The organism is Nonomuraea sp. NPDC003201 (assembly GCF_053590415.1).
On sequence record NZ_JBSFTC010000004.1, the window covers coordinates 105,859 to 123,686 of the forward strand.

Here is a 17,828-nt window from a genome sequence, read left to right on the forward strand (position 1 = left end):
TCCCCCCGACATGACGCCCTCGTTCAGATGTTCACCGACCGTCCCCAGCTGGCGGTGGAGGTCTTGCGTGACCTTCTGGGAGTCGAGTTGCCCGCCACCCAGCTGGTCCGGCTGGAGAAGTCCGCATGTCCGCGCCCGACGTGCGGCGCCTCCTGGAGGAGATCATCATGACGTCCACCACCTGGCCCGTCTACAGCCCCTTCGCCCGCGAGCACTACGGCCGCGGCCAGGAAGAAGGCAAAGCGGAGGGCAAAGCGGAAGGCATGGCAGAAGGCAAGGCGGAGGAGGCGGTCAGGATGCTTCTGCTGGTGCTGGGCGCCCGTGGCTTCGATATTCCGGATGACATGCGCACCCGGATCTCCACCTGCGCTGATCTGGCCCAGTTGGAGTCATGGGCCACTAATGCGGTGACCGCCCAGTCCCTCGAGGACCTGTTCGACGAGACCGGTGCACAGCGCCGCTAGTCCGGCAAGGGCGCGGTGGTTCGCGGTCTCATTCCGCTCCGCCCTTGCGCTCGTCGAGGAGGGCTTCAGCGCTCGGAAGCCCTCCGTGTGATCACGACGGTCGCAACGTTCGTGAGCGGCCAGGTATCGGCCGAGGCGGGCCGGATCCCGTCCCTGGGCCTCGATCCCGCACGTCATCCCGTGCTGGTTCGGGCGATCGCCGCAGGTTTCGGCACGTCTGACGATCATCAAGATCGCTTCGATTCCGCGCTCGAAGCCCTGCCGGCCGGGCTCGGTCCGCGGCGCGATCAATGAACAAGCGTGTGAACCAGCACGTCGAAGTGCAGGACATGGGGGTCCGAGTCCAGCAGCGTCGCGCGGGCGGGCGGGGTGACGCGTTCGCGGGTGTGGTCCGCGCCCGCGAACGCCTTGACCGTGTCCAGGGAGTCGAACAGCGTGACGGTCGTCAGCTCCATGGCCTCCTCGTCGTGGCGGGCCAGGAGGTACGCGCCGCGGAAACCGGGCAGGCCGCGCAGGTCGTGCATCACCTCTGACTCGAACACCTGCTGATATCTGCTGGTCGCCGCAGTGCCGGTGGTCCTGGCGCGCCATACTCGGGCGATCATGATCGGCTCGTTCTCCTTCACCGTACGGGGATCGGATGTCACCGAGTCTCGTCCCCGTCGTACAGCCGCCGCTTGAAGATCCTTGCTCGAATGAGGTCGCATTGTCAGCGCGGCGGGACCGCCAGCAGGCGGCGCACGGCCACCGGTGTCAGCCCGCACTCCCCACGGATCGTGCGCGTCAGATGGGCGTGATCGGCGAAGCCCAGGTCGGCGGCGAGAGAGGCCAGATCATCGTGCCCCGCCTCGATGGCCTCGAGCGCGCGCATGGCGCGGATGCGATTGCGGTACGCCGTCAGGGTCACTCCGGTCTCCTGGCGGAAGGCGCGGCTCAGGTGATAGGGCGACCAGCCGACGCGCCGAGCCAGATCGCGCAGGGAGGCGCTCAGATCGTCGGCGATGAGCGTGCGCACCGACTCCACCAAGGCCCGCCGTCGCGCCAGTGTGGCGGCCCGGCCGCGGGCCCGGACCGGGTGGGCGCGGTTCCGGGCCTCGAACAGGTCGCCCATCAGGCCGATCACCATCTCGGCGAGCTCCGGGGAATCCGCGCCCTTCCCGGCCCGTGACACCAGCAGCCGATGTGCGAGGGCCAGCCTGCCGTTGACCGGCAACGCCACGGCGCGCGGCGGCTCGTCACCCGCCAGTTCGCGCATCAGGCCGGGTGAGCAGGTCACGGCCGTGCAGACGTCCTCGATCCCGGGGCGGTGGGCGATGCTCAGCTCCTGGCCCACGCCGCCGAGGTAGGCCAGCGCAGGATCGGCCAGCAGGACCTGATCGTCCACACGGGCCCGGAAGGCGCCGCTTCGTACCAGCACCACTCGGTACGCCGCCGTCACCTCGGGCGGCGACCATGCCTCGCTCTCGGCCCGGATCCTGACCCGCTCCAGTGAGAACCCGTCTCCGGCCGCGAGGTTCGTCACCGTCCGCATGCCACAACGCTACTCGCGGCTCAGCGTGTGTACGCCGAACGGCTTGGTCCCGGGATCGGCGCCATTCAGCACCGGCATATCGCAAGACAGGCATGCCGGTGGGGTACGGCGCGCCCCTGTGCACATCGCCGTACCCCACCGCCTCACGATCAGTTCCCGGCCATCTCCTTGACGCTCTCTTCGTCGGAGTCGGCGGTCACGAGTTTGCAGGGCGCGACCGGACTGCCCGGCTTGGCCAGATAGGCGCCGAGCGCCCAGTCCATCCCTGGGTAGTTACCCGGTCGAAATTCCAGGACCAGCGTCTCTTCCGGCCGCATGAAACGCGGGGAGATCAGGAAGGTGTTCCGGTTGATCGGCGCGGCGGCGTCGCGGGAGCGCCAGTTGTCCGGCTTGTCGAACTCCTTGCGCTCCTGTTCGGTCATGTTCTTGGTGCTCGGTGGATCGTAGGCCAGGTCCGCGCCGACGAAACGGCCAGGCGCGCATCGCTTGTCCGCTTCGGTGAACGTCACGTCAGCCGTGATTCCCTCGGCCTTGAGCTTGGCCTCCAGCCCTTCAGGATCCCGGAACTCATTGACCGTCACCTCAACGGTGCCGTCGGACTTCTTCACCACCGCATACGCCGCACTCTCCGACCCGGAGACCAGCGGTACGACCACCGCCGCGGCTGCGGCGATGCCCGCGAGCGCCGCTCCCGCCAGCAGGCGACGACGCAGGGGTGACGGGCCGTGTCGCGGCGCCTCCCCGGTGATCGCCGGGGACTGGTGGGCCTGCCCGGGTTCGGCGACCCGCCTGCCGGGCAACCAGGATGCGCGCCGGGGCGCAGGCGGCGTCGCCACGATCTCCTCAAGGAGGTCGTGGGCACCCTGGCTCATGGAAGGCTCGCTGAATTCAGCGGCCGGATCGATGGCGGACACCATGCGGTCGATCTTGTTCATCGTGTTTCTCCTCTCAGTGGGGTCATCACGGGGGCCTCGTCCGTCGTGCCGAGGAGCCGGGCCAGTCGTTTGCGGGCCTTGTGCAGCCGGAGCCGGGCGGCGGTGCTGCTGCAGCCCAGTACCGTGGCGATCTGCGGGCCGGTCAGCCCTTCCCAACCGGCCAGCGCGAGCACCTCCCGGTCGGCTGGACTCAGAGCGGCGAAGGCGGCGCGCAAGGCGTCGGTCCGCGGATCGGCGGGCCTCGTCTCCTGGCCGACGGCGAGTTCGTCGCGGAGCCGGGCGGCCAGAGCGCTACGGCGCGACTCCCCGCGGCGGTGGTTGGCCAGGACGCGGCGTGCCACGCCGTACAGCCACAGCACGGCGGCGTCGCCGTCCGGAACGTCGTCCAGCCGCCGCCACGCGGCGAGAAAGGTCTCCGCGATCACATCGGCGACGTCGTCGACCGAATCGGTACGGCGTAGCGCATAGCGATGTATCGCCGGATAGCAGGCGAGGTAGAGCGCCTCGAAACGATCTCGCGTGTCGGGGGGCACGCGTGGATCTTCCACAGGTATCTCCTAACCGAAGAGTGCCGGAACACCTCACTAGATGTCCGGCAGCCCCCGCAAGTGTTTCCCGTCCTGCTCAGGCTCACGGCGGAGGCGCCACCGATGTCGCTCGTGCCCGCCTTGAGGGTGGCGCGCCGGTTTCAGCGGAGGTCGGACCTTCCACCCGCCCCCCCATGAGCCGTGACGATGGAGCGGACGATCGCCAGCCCGAGTCCCGCGCCCCCGTCGCCCGGGCGCGGGAGGCGTCCGCGCGGTAGAAGCGGTCGAAGACGCGGGATCCGCGGGGTGGGCGCGGGTGAAGGCTCAGGCGATGAGCACCGCGCTGCGCGTGCCGGTGGGGACGTAGTCACGCCGCTCCAGGGTGTCGGCCTGCCAGGCCAGGTCGACCGGGCCGTCTGCCTCGTTGGCGCGGTTGAGCAGCAGGGCCTCGGGGCCGAGGAAAGCGGCGGCCTCCTCCAGGAACGCGCCGCCTTCCTCGCGCATCGTGCGCACCGCGGTTCGGATCTCACCGATCTCCCCGCGGACGCGCACAACTCGCGCCTCGTACCGGGTGATCTCCGCCGTGGTGTGGGGGATCTCCGTGCCGTTCCAATCGGTCTGCTTGAGCAGGGCCATCGGTGTCCTCTTCCCAGGTCGGCCGGATAGTGGCCGGTGGGTGTCGGCAACCCACCGTAGGGGGCGAAAAGGACCTGTCGTCGTGAGACAGCCGCCGGCACGCCCGGCCCGCCGCGCCGCCGTCCCCGCCGGATACCGGGCGCGTCCAGGCGGCGAGTTCCTCGCGCAGCCCTACGGCCAGCGCCGACCGCCGCTCCTGGGCGCGGAAGTGGTTGGCGAGGGTGCGTTGGGCGACGCCCTACAGCCAGAGCCTGGCCTCAGTCACCGGGCGGGATGTCATCCAGGCGGCGCCAGGCCGTCGTGAAGGTCTCGGCGATCACATCGGCGCAGTCGTCCGGAGAGTCGGCACGCCGCGTGACGTACGCGGCGACGGCGGGACAGTGCGCCAGGTAGAGCGCCTCGAAGCGCTGCTCCGGCGGTGGTAACCCGCGGTCGCCCCCTCTCGGTTACTTGGTCACATCTCAGCAGATGTCCGGCTCTGCGGGCGCGTTTCAGGAGAGGCCCGGAGAAACGTCATGAACCCCATAGCCGCCCGGCGGTAATACCTAGCGTCGATCTTCAATCATCGGAGAGGTGTGCATGAGCTTAGGCAGTGGCTTGGTCGCCGCCGTCCTGGCCGGGTCGGTGGGATTCGCGACCGTGCAGGCGCCCGCCGATCCCGGCGGGCAGGACTCCGGGCAGGCGGTCGCGCAGCAGGGGAGCGGCCGGTCGGGCACGGTGACCCTGCTCACCGGCGACCGGGTTGTCGTCACCCCCGCCGGTCACCGGGTGGAGCCGGGGCCGGGCAGGCGGGTCCGCTACTCCACCCGGTACCGTGACGGACACCTGCACGTCTATCCGTCCGACGCGTTCGCGCTGGTGGCGCAGGGGGTGCTGGACGAGCGGCTGTTCGACGTGACGCAGCTGCTGGAGTGGGGGTACGGCGACGATCGGCGGGGCGACATCCCGTTGATCGCGCAGGGGGACGTGCCCGCCCCGCGGAGCGCGAGGCAGGCCGGGCACCTGTCCCAGTTGGGCATGTCGGCCATGCAGGTGCCGAAGGAGAGCGCGGCCGAGGCGTGGAAGGGCCTGGTCGGTGGCGCCCGGATGTTGAGCGGCGGGAAGACGAAGCTGTGGCTGGACGGCAAGCGCTCGTTCAGCCTGGACCGGAGCGTCAAGCAGATCGGCGCTCCGCAGGCGTGGCAGCAGGGCCTGACGGGCAAGGGCGTCACGGTGGCTGTGCTGGACTCCGGCTACGACCCCGACCACCCCGATCTGAAGGGTGTGGTCACGCAGGCGCGGGACTTCACCGGCGGCACCGACGTGCGTGACAACGTGGGCCACGGCACGCATGTGGCGTCGATCGTCGCGGGCGCGGGAGAGAAGCTGCGCGGCGTGGCCCCGGACGCGAAGATCGCCCTCGGCAAGGTGGGGGATCGGATGATGTTCGAGTCCCACATCCTGGCCGGCATGGAGTGGGCCGCCGTAGAGGTCAAGGCCAAGGTCGTCAACATGAGCCTCGGCGGCCCGGACACGCCCGACGCGGACCCGCTGGAGCAGGCGGTCGACACGCTGTCGGAGCGGACCGGCGCGCTGTTCGTGATCTCCGCAGGGAACGACGGGCTCGCCGGGACGGTGGGCAGTCCCGGCAGCGCCGACGCCGCTCTAACCGTGGGCGCGGTGGATCGGGACGACATGAAGGCGTCCTTCTCCAGCGCCGGGCCCCGCAAGGGCGATCACGCGATCAAGCCGGACGTGACCGCGCCAGGTGTGGAGATCATGGCCGCCGCCGCGGCGGGCACCGCGGACGGGCCGTACGTGGCGCACAGTGGCACGTCGATGGCGGCGCCGCACGTGGCGGGCGCGGCGGCGATCCTGGCGCAGCGGCACCCCGACTGGAACGGGGCACGGCTGAAGGCGGCGCTCATCGGCAGCGCCGCCCCGAACGGGAGCGCCACGCCGTACCAGGAGGGGGCGGGCAGGGTGGACCTGGTCCGTGCCCTGGCCCAGTCGGTGGCGGCGACGACCGGCAACGTCTGGGCGGCGTTCCCCTGGAACGGCACGGGGGAGCGAGTGGCCACCAAGACCCTCACCTACACCAACTCCGGCGACACCCCGGTCACCCTGGACCTCACCACCTCCAACGACGTGCTGCGCCTGGAGCAGCAGCGGCTCGAGGTGCCCGCCAAGGGGGAGGCCTCGGTCAAGCTGATGATCCACGCCGAGGACAAGGCCCCCGGCGACTACCCGGGCACCGTCACCGCCAGGTCCGGCGATATCGTGGTGCGCACCCTCGCGGGCGCGTACGTGGAGCCCGAGTCGTACGACCTGACCGTCAAGGCCGTCGGCAAGGAGGGCCAGCCGCTCTTCGTGAGCTCCGGCGAGGTCTACGACCTCAAGACCGGACGCCGGGAGCCGCTGTTCTTCCAGCGTGGCGTGGCGAAGGTCCGCCTGCCGAAGGGCGACTGGAACCTCTACGCCGACGTGGGCGACGACGAGGTGACCATGACCGCGCACCAGGCCGTGCCGTTGACCGACGCCGACCGCGAGGTGACGCTCGACGTGCGGGAAGGCAGGCAGGTGAGGTTCGCGGTGGACGAGCCGACCGCTCGGCAGGCCGATCTGCTGGAGATGAACCTGATCAACGGGTCCTGGATGTTCGGGTTCATGGCCGGCGGCGGGATGACCTACTACGTGCTCCCTGTCAGAACGCCGGGTCTGACGTACCTGGCCAGGACCGTCTGGCACAAGAAAGACACCCGGCCGAGCCCGTACCGCTACGACCTGGTCCATTACCACGAGAATGGCATCCCGGACGATCCCACCTACACGGCGCGGACGAGCGAGCTGGTGAAGGTGGAGGCGAGCTACCGGGCTCCCGGCACGGCCGCCCAGGCCCGGGCATACGTGGGCGTCCGGCTTCCGGGGCAACCCTGGAACCTCGTCTTCCCCTACGCCAGCCCCGCCATGGACCTGCCCAGGACGATGACGCACTACCGGACGCCCGGGTTCGCCTGGACGACGGAGGTGTGGACGGGCACGCACGTCGTGGCCGGCACAACCGGGGTCCTCAAGCGCGGCACCGTCAAGGAGACCTGGAACGCCGCCGTGACCGGTCCCGCGTTCGGCACACCGGCCGGCGATCGCGACGGTGACCGGCTGCGTTTCAGCGCCGACCGGCTCTTCACCGACGCAGCCTCCCTCACCGGCGCCGACAGCGCCACCACCGGCACGCTCACCCTGGCCCGCGGCGGTGCGGTGCTCGCCAGGGCGGACCTGGCCGGGTGCGCCTACCTCCAGCCCGCCCGATGCCTGCTGGACGCCCGTCAGCTCCCAGCCGAGGCGGCCGACTACACGCTGACCGCGTCCGCCCAGCGGCAGGGCACGCTGTCCACAGGCATCGAGTCGGTGTGGACGTTCCGCTCGGAGCGGACCGCCGAGGCGCGAGCGCTGCCCCTGATGGCGGTCCGCTACGTCCCCGCCGGGCTGGACGACCACAATCGCGCCAAGCCCCGGTCGCTGACCCGAATTCCCATCCGTGTCGAGCGCAACCCCGGCGCGGAAGAGGCGCGGGTCAGGACGATCAAGCTGGAGGCGTCGTTCGACGACGGCGGAAGCTGGCGTCCAGTGCCGGTGGTCCCGTCCGGCTCCGGCTGGGCCGCGCTGCTGGCCAACCCCGCTACCAGCGGGTACGTATCCCTGCGCGCCACTGTCGCCGACACCCGAGGCGGCCGTGTGACACAGACCGTGACGCGCGCGTACGCGGTGGGCTGACGCCAGGGTCCCTGCCCGGCACCCGTTCGGGCAGGGACACCTGCCAGGTCTTCCAGCCCGTGCCGTGCTGCCTGGAGCCGTTGTTGAGCGCGTTCTTGCACCAGTAGACGAGCCGCGCCCCGCCGGTCCTGTTGCCGTTGTTCCAGCACTTGCCCCACACGGTGGTGCTGCCGGTGCCGAGGGCGTTGCACGACACCCGCGCGCCGCGGGCCGTGTGCGGCGTGCGTGGTTGCGCCAGGACACCCGCGTGTCCGCCGGCGAAGCGGCCCTCTACCCCCAGCACTGCACCGGCCCGGCCGGGCGGCGCCGCCTGCTGCACGGCGTCAAGGGGGCACGGCTGAGCAGAAATCGCAGGGCCTCGGTGTGAACTCTTCGGCGGAGCAGCGGTAAGAACAGGCGAATCTGCCCGCACCCGCGCGAAGGAGCTGAACCGTTCATGGCCGAACCGGTGACAGCCGAGGTCGCCGACACCGACCTGATCCGCCGCTCCCTGCGGGAGCCGCAGGCATTCGCCGCACTGTTCGACCGGCATGCTCCCGCCCTGCACCGTTACGCGGCCCGCAGGCTCGGTCCGGAAGCGGCCGAGGACGTGGTGTCCGAGACGTTCCTGGCGGCGTTCGAGCACCGGCACCGCTACCGGTCCTGCCAGGCCGACGCCCGGCCCTGGTTGTACGGCATCGCCTCGAACGTGATCGGCAAGAGGCGCAGGCGCGAGGCGGCCCGTTACCGGGCGTACGTGCGTGGTGGCGTACACCCGGCGGAGATCGGCGGCGGGCTGGTGGAGGACGGCGTGAACACGCTCGCGGTGAACAAGCCGCTGGTGGCGGCCCTGGCCGGGTTAGGCGCCGGCGACCGGGACACGCTGCTGCTGGTGGCGTGGGCGGGGCTGACGTACGAGGAGGTGGCCGAGGCGCTGGACGTCCCGGTCGGGACTGTCCGCTCCCGGCTCAACCGGGCGCGCAAGAAGATCCGGCAGGCTCTGGAAGGGACAGACCATGAATGAGATGGAGGAGCTCGGCCGCCTGTGGGCCGACACGCCCGAGCCGGGCGCGCACGACCTGGCGGCCTCCCGGGCTGCCCTGATGTCCACGATCGCCCGCCCCGGCGGACGGGGAGTGCTCGCCCGTCCGCGTGGCCGTGGGGTGCTCGCCCGTCCCCGCGCCTTCCTGCGTACCAGGCGAGTCGCCCTGGTCGGCGCCATGGCGGCGGCGCTCACCGTCGGCATCCTCGCCGCCCAGGTGGGCCTGGGCGGCTCCGATCCGGGCAACCCGCTCGCCGCGCCTCCCGCCGATGCTCAGACGCTGCTCAAGCTGGCCGCGCGGGCCGCCGCCGAGCAGCCGGACACGGTGCCGGCCCGCGGCCAGTACGTGCACACCAGGAGGCTGATCCAGCGCAGCCTGTTCGCGGCGGACGAGGCCGGCACGCCGCAGTACACCAAGGTGCTGGTCAACGAGGAACGCTGGGAGGCCGCCGACGTCGGCAAGCCCTGGCTGAGCCGCGAGCAGGCCGTGTCGGCCACGGGACCGGCGCCCCGCAACCGCTGGGACCACGGCGTCGAGGACACCGTGTACGAGCCCGCGACCTGCCCCGGCCGACCGGCCTACGCCCGGCTGCGCAGCTGGCCCACGGACCCCGCGCAGGTGCGCGCGAAGATCGTGGCCGACACGGGCCCGGATCCGCTGCGCATGTGGTCCTCCCTCCAGGGCCTGGTCGCCGAGTCGGTGGTTCGCCCCAGCCTGAGCGCCGCGCTCTACCAGGTGGCCGCGGGGCTGGACGGCATCGTGCTCATTCCCGGCACCGTGGACGTCGCCGGCCGGCCCGGCCTGGCCGTCGGGATGGACCAGGGCGACGGCACTCGCTCGGACCTGATCTTCGACAAGCGCACCTATCGCTACCTGGGCGAGCGCACGGTGAACACCAGGGACAGAAAGGCGAAACTGCCCTTCGGCGAGGTCATCAAGAGGAAGGGCACGGCGAACGGCACCGCGGTGCTCGCCGTCGATGTCGTCCCCAGTCTGCCCGAGGTGTCGCCGAACGCGTCCCGCATGCAGATCCCCTGCTGAGACTTCCCCCGATCCGGCCTTTCGGCCGGAAGTTCTGTTTCGCATGCCGCTGTTGCGCATGCGCCCGTTTCGCATGCGTGGTTTCGCATGCCCAAGTGAAGGAGCAAACCATGTTGATCGCAACGAAGGCCGTCGCAGCCACCCTGCTCATCGGTATGTTCAGCGGTCTCCCCTCGCCGGAGACGCAGGCCGCCTACGAGAAGAAGGCCGCCATGGAGGAGACCAGGGTGGCCTGCATGCAGGAGAAGGGGCTCACCTACCGGGCCGAGCCGATCGTCAAGCGCAAGTGGCAGCCGGGAGAGCGCGAGCGGCTGGCCGGCGACCATGAGGCGCTGCGCGCGTATCGGGCCAAGTACGGGTTCGGCGTCTGGTCCAAGCTGGTCTATCCGGGTGACCCGGCGGTCAACCCGGTGTCCGGGGAGAGCGTGAACAACAAGAACCTGATGGCGATGCCGGCGGACGAGCTCAAGAAATGGCGCGCGGCCGACGACGCCTGCTTCGCCGAGGCGGCCGAGAAGCACCTGGGCCTCACCGTCACCTCGCAGCGGGGCGACTACCTCACCCAGCTCAACGCGGCACTGGACAAGTCCGTGGCCGCTCTCGACAAGGACGAGCGGCTCGCGCAGCTCGGTAAGCGGTTCGGCGCGTGCCTGGGCATCAGCGACACCAGGCCTTCGGCCCTGGCCGAACGCGGTCGGTCGGCGTTCGCGAAGCAGGCCACGCAGGTCGCCAAGAAACTGCGCAAGAGCCCGCTGCCGGAGGTGCCCGAGGGCCGCACCCTGGCCCTGATGCCGCCGCTGAAGCCGGAGCAGGCCAAGCCGTACCTGGAGAAGGAGATCAAGGCGGCGCTGAAGGACCTGGAATGCGGCAAGTCCTTCTACGCCGCCTACTCGTCCAGGGCGAAGGCGGCCAAGGAGCAGGTGTACCAGAGGTTCGCCGTGGACTTCGCGCTCTGACCGGGGCGGGCGCGGGGGCCTGGTCGCTCGGGGCGAGCGAGCGACGTTCGAGGTGATGGAGGGGCGCCGTTCACAGCTCGGCGAACGGTCCCCTTCATCGGAGCCGGCCCTTGCCGATCACCACGAGGCGGTCCGCCGTCAGCGCCATCTCGCTCATCAGGTGGCTGGACACCAGCACCGTGCGCCCTTCCGCGGCCAGCCCGCGGATCCACAGGACGCCTTCTGGGTCCAGCCCGTTGACCGGCTCGTCGAGCATCAGCACCGGCGGATCCCCGAGCAGCGCCGCGGCGATGCCCAGCCGCTGCCCCATGCCCAGCGAGAACTCGCCAGCCTTCCTGCCCGCCACCGCCGTGAGCCCGACCAGGTCCAGCACCTCGGCGACGCGGGTGTCGGGGATGGCGTTCGTCTGGGCGAGGTAGAGCAGGTGTTTGTACGCGCTTCCCCTCGGGTGCACGGCCTGCGCCTTCAGCATCGAGCCGACCTCGCGCAGCGGGTGGCGGAGCTCGTGGTGGGCACGGCCGTTGATCGTGGCGGTGCCGGAGGTGGGCAGGTCGAGGCCGAGGAAGCCGGTGACCTGCCCCGGGCGCACGGTGAAGGTGAGATCGTCCACGGCGAGCACGTCGCCGTGGCGTTTGGTCAGTCCGTCGAGCTGGATCATGGGTCCAGCGTGGGGGCGGCGGTTGGGGGAGTTCTGAGGAGTCTGTGAGTTGTCTGTGAGCCGGGGCGCCCCCACGTGGGCGGTGGGGGCGCCGCCGGCCGCCGATCCACAGAGAACTCTTAGGACACCAATGTCAGGCCGCGACCTCGACGGTCTCCCGCTCGGTGAGCGGGACGGCCGAGGTGATCGCGGCGGGCTCGCTTCGGGGGAGGAGGCGGGAGGCGGCCGCGATGAGCACGCCCAGGACTACCCCGATGCCGAGCGCGGTACGCAGCGTCGTGGCGTCCGAGATGAAGCCGATCACGACGGGCCCGAGCAGCAGGCCGGCGTACCCCATGGCGCCCGCCTGGGCGATCGCCGGTCCTGGGGAGTCGGTCGCGGTGCCCGCCAGCGAGAGGGTCAGCGGCGAGATCGTCGCCACGCCGAGCCCGACGAAGAACATCGCGAACACCGCCACCAGAGCGGCCGGCGCCATCAGCACCACCGCGAAGAACCCGGCCGTCGCCACCCCGGAGACGGTCAGCATGCCCCGCACGCCGAACCTGGTCCGCAGCCGGTCACCGGTGAGCCTGGCGATCAGCATGCCCAGCTCGAACACCGGGTAGCCGAGGGCGGCCAGCGCCTCGGGGGCGCCCAGCTCGTTCCGCATGTAGAGGCCGTTCCAGTCGGCGACCGTGCCCTCGACCATGAACGCGAAGAACATGATCGCGCCCAGCAGGTAGACGATCGGCGGCATGCGCCGGCGGGCCGCCGTCGCGGTCTCGGCCGCCGGGGGCTCGGGCAGGTACGTACGGCCGATCATGACCATGACGGGCAACGAGATCAGGCCGATCAGCGCGACGTTGGCGGTGAACGGCAGTCCCACGGCGATCGCCACGCTGCCCAGCGCGCCCGCCGAGATGGCGCCCACGCACCAGCCTGCGTGCATGCCGTTCATCAGCGGCCGTCCGTACGCCTGCTCGACCGTGGAGCCCTGGGCGTTCATGGCCACGTCCACGGTGCCGAACGCCATGCCGAAGAGCGCCACGGCCACCATGAGCAACGGGAGGTTCGGGGCGAACGCCACGGCCACGAGTCCCAGCGCGGTGAGCGGCCCGCCGATCCGCAGCACCGCCCGGCTGCCCGCACGGGCCATGATCCGGCGCATGGACTGCATCGTCACCAGCGCGCCCAAGCCCCACACGAGGAGTACGGCGCCGACCGTCGACTCGGACAGGCCGAGCTTGTCGGTCAGCGCCGGGATGCGCACCGTCATGGTGCCGACCATCAGTCCGCCCAGCACAAACGTCAGAACCGCCCCGTAACGAGCACTCCTCAGGGAACGGGTCATCGTTTAACACCTCACAAGAATTCGCACTATTTCGCCATATTTAGGTCTCGGGGTCCGCCCGTCCCGCGGCATCCGGGCGCCGCGCCGGGTGGCCGGGCGAGCTCGTGCCGGGGTGGGGGAGGGGTTTGGAGGGGTTCGGCTGGACGGTTGTGGCCCCAGGGGTTTCCGCCTGCCCGCTCGTACTGAGTGCTGAGCACTGTCACGGGTCGAGCGCCCAGGTCGAGCGGTCGGGTCGGCGACGGGTGTACGGGCGAGCGGCGGCCCCGTGTCCGGGACGCGGTCCGGGCATCCGCTCGATCGTGGCCTGCGCCTTGGGGCAGGCCACGCGCCAGTCGGGGCGGCGCCGTACCGGCTGTCGTCCGAGGACATCGACGGGCCCGCGTCCCCACGGTGGGGAGGAGGGCGGGTCATGGGCTCAGGAAGGGGGTTTGAGCAGCGCTTTCATCCGGGTCTCGAGCGCTTGGAGATCGTCCTCCGTGTTCAGCTCCGGGTCGTGGCTGGCCACGTCCCAGAGCCCTTCACACGCCAGCCGTACGATCTGCGACGTCCGCGGATCCGGCTCCTCGCCCAACCCCTCGCGATGCCAGCGGGCCATCGCCTCGCGTAGCGGCGCGAGCAGGAAGAGGTTGCCCGAGGCGCCCGTGACCACGGCCCATCGTCGCAGCCGCCCGGAGCGGACGGCGGCCAGCGTGGCGTGCAGGTAGCGCTCGGTGTAGGTCTCCCCGGTCTGTGCGACCATGAGCTGGTCGAAGTCCTCGATCAGACGCTCCACCATGCCCTTGATCAGGGCTTCTTTGGTGCCGTAGTGATAGAGGAGGCCGCCCTTGCTGACGCCTGCCCGGTCCGCCACGGCGGCCAGGGTGAGTGCGGACGAGCCCTGATCGCAGAGCAGGTCCTCTGCCGCGTCCAAAAGCTCGTCCCTTCGCATGGGCTCTACTGTACCGTCCGGACGGTACAGTAGCAAACGAGATACCCTGATCGGGTGACCAGACCGTCGGCCTATCTTGATCATGCGGCTACCACACCCATGCTGCCCGAGGCGATCGAGGCCATGACGGAGCAGCTCAAATGCGTCGGCAACGCCTCCTCGCTGCATGCGGCGGGCCGCCGGACGCGCAGGGTGGTCGAGGAGGCGCGCGAGACGATCGCCGACGCGCTCGGCGCCCGGCCCAGCGAGGTCGTGTTCACCTCGGGCGGCACCGAGGCCGACAACCTCGCGATCAAGGGCCTCTACTGGTCGCGCCGTCCGAGGCGGCGCGTGCTGATCAGCTCGGTGGAGCACCACGCCGCGCTCGATCCTGCCCACTGGCTGGCCGACAGCCAGGGCGCCGAGGTCGAGCTGCTCGGCGTGGACGCGTACGGCCGGGTCCACCCCGAGACGCTGCGCGAGGCCATCGAGCGCGACCCCGACGACGTGGCCATGATCAGCGTCATGTGGGCCAACAACGAGGTCGGCACGGTCCAGCCCGTCCGCGTGCTGGCGGCCATCGCCCATGACCACGGCATCCCGTTCCACACCGACGCGGTCCAGGCGGTGGGGCAGTTGCCCGTGTCGTTCTCGGCCTCGGGGGTCGACGCGCTCACGCTGACCGGCCACAAGGTCGGCGGCCCGATGGGGGCCGGTGCGCTGCTGCTGGCCAGAGGGCTGACGCCGGTCTCCGTCCAGCACGGCGGAGGCCAGGAGCGCGACGTGCGCTCGGGCACGCTCGACGCGCCCGCCATCGCCGGGCTGGCCGCCGCCGTCAGCGCCGCCGTCAAGGAGCAGGAGGCCCTGGCCCGCCGCCTGACGTCGCTGCGCGACGAGCTCATCCAGCGCGTACGCCAGGCCGTCCCCGACGTGGTGCTCAACGGCGACCCCGCCGACCGGTTGCCCGGCAACGCCCACTTCTCCTTCCCCGGCTGCGAGGGAGACGCGCTGCTCATGCTGCTCGACGCCAAGGGCGTGGAGTGCTCGACGGGCTCGGCGTGTTCGGCGGGCGTGGCACAGCCGTCCCATGTGCTGCTGGCCATGGGGGCGGAGTCGGCGGCGGCGCGGGGCTCGCTCAGGTTCACGCTGGGCCACACCTCGACCCGCGACGACGTCGACCGCCTGATCGAGGTGCTCCCCGCCGCCGTCGAACGCGCCCGCCGAGCCGGCCTCAGCTGAGACCCGGGCAGCCGGGGGCTCAGGTCAGGAAGGACACCACGGCGGACCAGGACGGATCGGTGGCCACGTCCACCCGGGGCTCGCCCTCCTCCCAGCTCACGATCAGCTCTTTCGCGTGGATCGCCGCGTCGCCGGTCGGGTCGGCGTACACGTGGATGATCCGATGCCCCTCGGCGCTCATGTGCGCCGCCAGCACCGCGTCGTCGCGCAGCTTGAGCAGCCGCGCGGCCAGCCGCTCCTCGAAGTCGCGCAGCGCCGTCAGCGAGTCGCCGACCGGCAGGCCGTTCTCGTCGCGGTGGGTGTACGGCAGCGTGATCGCGATGTGCTGGTCGAACAGCGGATGGTCCACCGGCCGCAGCGGGTGGCGGGCCGTGGCGACCAGCGGCGCGCCGCTGCCCGTCTGCCCTTCGAGCAGCACCCACTCCTCCTCGGTGTAGCCCGAGGCCACGTCGGCGACCACGGCGGGCAGGTGGACGGCGGCCACGGAGTCGATCGGCTGGAACGTGGCCGGCGTGATCTCCCCGACCCACCTGGCCACGTCGTCCTCGCCGAGCAGCCAGTCGAGGGCCAGCAGGGTGGCCTCCATCCTGGTGTCCTCGTCCAGCTCGCCGAAGATCGGATGGTACGCGGACACGTCCACCCGCGGCTGGTCCCTCGGCACCCGCAGCCCCAGCATCAGCTTGTCGAGCGCGAACTCGAAGCCGCCGACGTCCAGCGTCAGCTCCATGGCCTGCGGATTGGCCTGCCGCGACGGGTGGTACTCCCACAGCATGTCGGACGGCGGCGCCGCCTTGGCCCAGCGGTGCGCGAGCGAGCGCAGCTCGGGGTCGCCGGCCGCGGTCACCACCAGGGCGTGCGCGGCCTCCTTGCCCGGAGCCACTTCCCAGACCAGGCCCGGGTGGATCGCGGCGACCGCCGGGGCCAGCCGCTCCTCAAGCCCTTCGACGTCGCCGTTCGCGACCAGGGAGTCGAGCCCCGGCCTGGACTCCTGCCACCACGCCCAGAACTCGGCGATCCCGTCGCCGGTCTCTTCCTCTGCGCCCTTGCGCCCGAACAGTCGCATGGCCTGAATACTCGCAGACCCCGCCCATGGTCGCGCACTCCCGCGCGGACAGTACGCTGGAACGGTCATGGGACTGCGTGTGCTTGCCGCCATGTCGGGCGGCGTCGACTCCGCCGTGGCCGCCGCTCGGATCGCCGAGGCCGGTCACGACGTCACTGGTGTGCACCTCGCTCTGTCGGCCAACCCCCAATCCCACCGCACGGGCGCGCGGGGCTGCTGCACGATCGAGGACTCGCGCGACGCGCGACGCGCCGCCGACGTGATCGGCATCCCCTTCTACATCTGGGACATGGCCGAGCGCTTCCAACGCGACGTGGTCGAGGACTTCGTGTCCGAGTACGCCGCGGGCCGCACGCCCAACCCGTGCCTGCGGTGCAACGAGAAGATCAAGTTCTCGGCGGTGCTCGACCGGGCGCTGGCGCTGGGCTTCGACGCGGTCGCCACCGGCCACCACGCCAAGCTGGTCGACGGCGTGCTGTCCAGGAGCCCCGACCAGGGCAAGGATCAGTCGTACGTGCTCGGGGTGCTCACCCGCGAGCAGCTCAGCCACGCGATCTTCCCGCTGGGCGACTCGACCAAGGCCCAGGTGCGCGAGGAGGCCGCCAGGCGCGGCCTGACCGTCGCCGACAAGCCCGACAGCCACGACATCTGCTTCATCGCCGACGGCGACACCCGCGGCTTCCTGGCCGAGCGCCTCGGCTCGGCCGAGGGCCCCATCGTCGACCAGAGCGGTGAGGTCGTCGGCAGCCACCAGGGCGCCCACGGCTTCACGATCGGGCAGCGCAAGGGCCTGCACATCGACCGCCCGGCGGCCGACGGCCGGCCCCGCTACGTGCTGTCGATCGAGCCGGTGTCCAACACGGTCACGGTCGGCCCCCGTGCCGCGCTCGAGGTCACCTCGATCACGTGCGGCAGCCCGGTGTGGAACGGCCCGTCCACGGTCGAGGACCTGACCGTGCAGCTGCGGGCACACGGAGAGGTGTACGCGTGCCGTTTCGAGGAGGCCGCCGGCGGTCTCCGCGTCGACCTCGACCGCCCGGCCACCGGGGTCGCGGCGGGCCAGGCGGCCGTGCTCTACTCCGGCGACACCGTGATCGGCTCGGCGACGATCGTCTTCGCTAGCTGAGCGTGGCCGACTCGCCGACCGCCAGGCGGCGGATGTCGGCGCTCTGGTGCTCCGACTCCATCTTCAGCCAGTTGTCCACCAGGCCGAGGCCGATGTCGTTGTACAGGCCGTCATGGGTGGAGAACGCCCTCGCCGGGCGGATCTCGCGGAGATATCCGATCATGTCGCCGAGCTTCAGCCAGGGCCCGCCGGTCGGGACCAGCAGGGTGGGCACGTCCACTCCCGGGACCGTCAAGGCGTCACCCGGGTAGAAGATCTCGTCGTCGACGAGGAACCCGACATTCTGGACGACGGGCACGTCGGGATGGTTCTTGGCGTGCCACTCGCCGAAGGCCCGCACGCGGAAACCGGCCGCCTCGAACGCGTCGCCGTGCCGTACCACCTGGACCTTCTGCGGAATGTCCGTCAGATCCGCGGCGACGCCCTCGCAGGTGTAGATCTCCAGGGCGGCCGGCGCGGCCTTCAACTTGTCGACGTCCACGTGGTCGAAGTGCTCGTGGGTGATCAGGACCGCGTCGGCCCCGTCGAGCACCGGTCCCTTGCTGAACGTCCCGGGGTCGATGACCAGGACCCTGCCGTTCTTCTCCACGCGTACACAGGCGTGGTCGTATTTCGTCAGCTCCATTCCGCAGAGCCTACG

The 17,828-nt window shown here is 71.0% G+C and carries 17 protein-coding genes and 2 pseudogenes; 8 read left to right on the top strand and 11 right to left on the bottom strand.

Annotated features, from left to right (window positions below; genetic code table 11):
• The first annotated feature begins 125 nt into the window (after positions 1-125).
• Entirely contained in the window at positions 126-464 is a 339-nt protein-coding gene (locus ACWDX9_RS03750; protein WP_449948633.1) for a hypothetical protein, read from the top strand.
• Between the two features lie 15 nt (positions 465-479).
• Positions 480-758, top strand: a complete 279-nt coding sequence (locus ACWDX9_RS03755) for a TetR/AcrR family transcriptional regulator C-terminal domain-containing protein (RefSeq protein WP_449948636.1) — start codon at positions 480-482, stop codon at positions 756-758.
• Here ACWDX9_RS03755 and ACWDX9_RS03760 read toward each other — a convergent pair.
• From ACWDX9_RS03760 to ACWDX9_RS03785, 6 genes and pseudogenes are all read right to left on the bottom strand, one after another.
• Positions 752-1,111: a hypothetical protein gene (locus ACWDX9_RS03760; RefSeq protein WP_449948639.1), complete on the bottom strand. Its 360-nt coding sequence runs from the start codon at positions 1,109-1,111 to the stop codon at positions 752-754. The genes ACWDX9_RS03755 and ACWDX9_RS03760 overlap by 7 nt on opposite strands.
• Positions 1,112-1,173: 62 nt before the next feature.
• The gene (locus ACWDX9_RS03765; RefSeq protein WP_449948642.1) at positions 1,174-1,995 is read right to left on the bottom strand and encodes a helix-turn-helix domain-containing protein; all 822 of its coding nucleotides are present in this window, start codon (positions 1,993-1,995) and stop codon (positions 1,174-1,176) included.
• A 149-nt stretch (positions 1,996-2,144) separates the two neighbouring features.
• A complete protein-coding gene (locus tag ACWDX9_RS03770) occupies positions 2,145-2,930 on the bottom strand; it encodes a hypothetical protein (protein WP_449948645.1) in 786 nt (261 codons plus the stop codon).
• Positions 2,927-3,478 (bottom strand): RNA polymerase sigma factor, encoded by a 552-nt coding sequence (locus ACWDX9_RS03775; protein WP_449948648.1) that lies wholly within the window; start codon positions 3,476-3,478, stop codon positions 2,927-2,929. Before ACWDX9_RS03775 ends, ACWDX9_RS03770 begins: the two co-directional genes overlap by 4 nt.
• A 140-nt stretch (positions 3,479-3,618) precedes the next feature.
• Positions 3,619-3,752 (bottom strand): annotated as a pseudogene (locus tag ACWDX9_RS03780) (ATP-binding protein); the annotation flags it as partial.
• Between the two features lie 29 nt (positions 3,753-3,781).
• Positions 3,782-4,093, bottom strand: coding sequence for a hypothetical protein (locus tag ACWDX9_RS03785; RefSeq protein WP_449948650.1), 312 nt, complete (start codon positions 4,091-4,093; stop codon positions 3,782-3,784).
• A gap of 579 nt (positions 4,094-4,672) precedes the next feature.
• Between ACWDX9_RS03785 and ACWDX9_RS03790 the strand changes: the two genes are divergently transcribed.
• From ACWDX9_RS03790 to ACWDX9_RS03805, 4 genes are all read left to right on the top strand, one after another.
• A complete protein-coding gene (locus tag ACWDX9_RS03790) occupies positions 4,673-7,846 on the top strand; it encodes a S8 family serine peptidase (RefSeq protein WP_449948653.1) in 3,174 nt (1,057 codons plus the stop codon).
• A gap of 436 nt (positions 7,847-8,282) precedes the next feature.
• On the top strand, positions 8,283-8,849 hold the full coding sequence (locus ACWDX9_RS03795; protein ID WP_449948657.1) for an RNA polymerase sigma factor: 567 nt from the start codon (positions 8,283-8,285) through the stop codon (positions 8,847-8,849).
• Positions 8,842-9,909: a CU044_5270 family protein gene (locus ACWDX9_RS03800; RefSeq protein WP_449948661.1), complete on the top strand. Its 1,068-nt coding sequence runs from the start codon at positions 8,842-8,844 to the stop codon at positions 9,907-9,909. Before ACWDX9_RS03795 ends, ACWDX9_RS03800 begins: the two co-directional genes overlap by 8 nt.
• Positions 9,910-10,019: 110 nt before the next feature.
• On the top strand, positions 10,020-10,865 hold the full coding sequence (locus ACWDX9_RS03805) for a hypothetical protein (RefSeq protein WP_449948664.1): 846 nt from the start codon (positions 10,020-10,022) through the stop codon (positions 10,863-10,865).
• Positions 10,866-10,965: 100 nt separating this feature from the next.
• Here ACWDX9_RS03805 and ACWDX9_RS03810 read toward each other — a convergent pair.
• The 3 genes and pseudogenes from ACWDX9_RS03810 to ACWDX9_RS03820 form a co-directional block, all read right to left on the bottom strand.
• Positions 10,966-11,523: pseudogene (locus ACWDX9_RS03810) on the bottom strand (ATP-binding cassette domain-containing protein); the annotation flags it as partial.
• 133 nt (positions 11,524-11,656) lie between these two features.
• On the bottom strand, positions 11,657-12,853 hold the full coding sequence (locus tag ACWDX9_RS03815) for an MFS transporter (protein ID WP_449948666.1): 1,197 nt from the start codon (positions 12,851-12,853) through the stop codon (positions 11,657-11,659).
• 415 nt (positions 12,854-13,268) lie between these two features.
• Positions 13,269-13,781, bottom strand: a complete 513-nt coding sequence (locus tag ACWDX9_RS03820) for a TetR/AcrR family transcriptional regulator (RefSeq protein WP_449948669.1) — start codon at positions 13,779-13,781, stop codon at positions 13,269-13,271.
• Positions 13,782-13,835: 54 nt separating this feature from the next.
• On the opposite strand from ACWDX9_RS03820, the gene ACWDX9_RS03825 reads away from it, so the two are divergent.
• Positions 13,836-14,999 (top strand): cysteine desulfurase family protein, encoded by a 1,164-nt coding sequence (locus ACWDX9_RS03825; RefSeq protein WP_449948672.1) that lies wholly within the window; start codon positions 13,836-13,838, stop codon positions 14,997-14,999.
• A 19-nt stretch (positions 15,000-15,018) separates the two neighbouring features.
• On the opposite strand, the gene ACWDX9_RS03830 is transcribed toward ACWDX9_RS03825, so the two are convergent.
• Entirely contained in the window at positions 15,019-16,062 is a 1,044-nt protein-coding gene (locus ACWDX9_RS03830) for a DUF695 domain-containing protein (RefSeq protein WP_449948674.1), read from the bottom strand.
• 67 nt (positions 16,063-16,129) lie between these two features.
• On the opposite strand from ACWDX9_RS03830, the gene mnmA reads away from it, so the two are divergent.
• Positions 16,130-17,188, top strand: coding sequence for a tRNA 2-thiouridine(34) synthase MnmA (mnmA, locus tag ACWDX9_RS03835; RefSeq protein ID WP_449948677.1), 1,059 nt, complete (start codon positions 16,130-16,132; stop codon positions 17,186-17,188).
• On the opposite strand, the gene ACWDX9_RS03840 is transcribed toward mnmA, so the two are convergent.
• The gene (locus tag ACWDX9_RS03840) at positions 17,181-17,813 is read right to left on the bottom strand and encodes an MBL fold metallo-hydrolase (RefSeq protein WP_449948680.1); all 633 of its coding nucleotides are present in this window, start codon (positions 17,811-17,813) and stop codon (positions 17,181-17,183) included. The genes mnmA and ACWDX9_RS03840 overlap by 8 nt on opposite strands.
• Positions 17,814-17,828 lie beyond the last annotated feature (15 nt).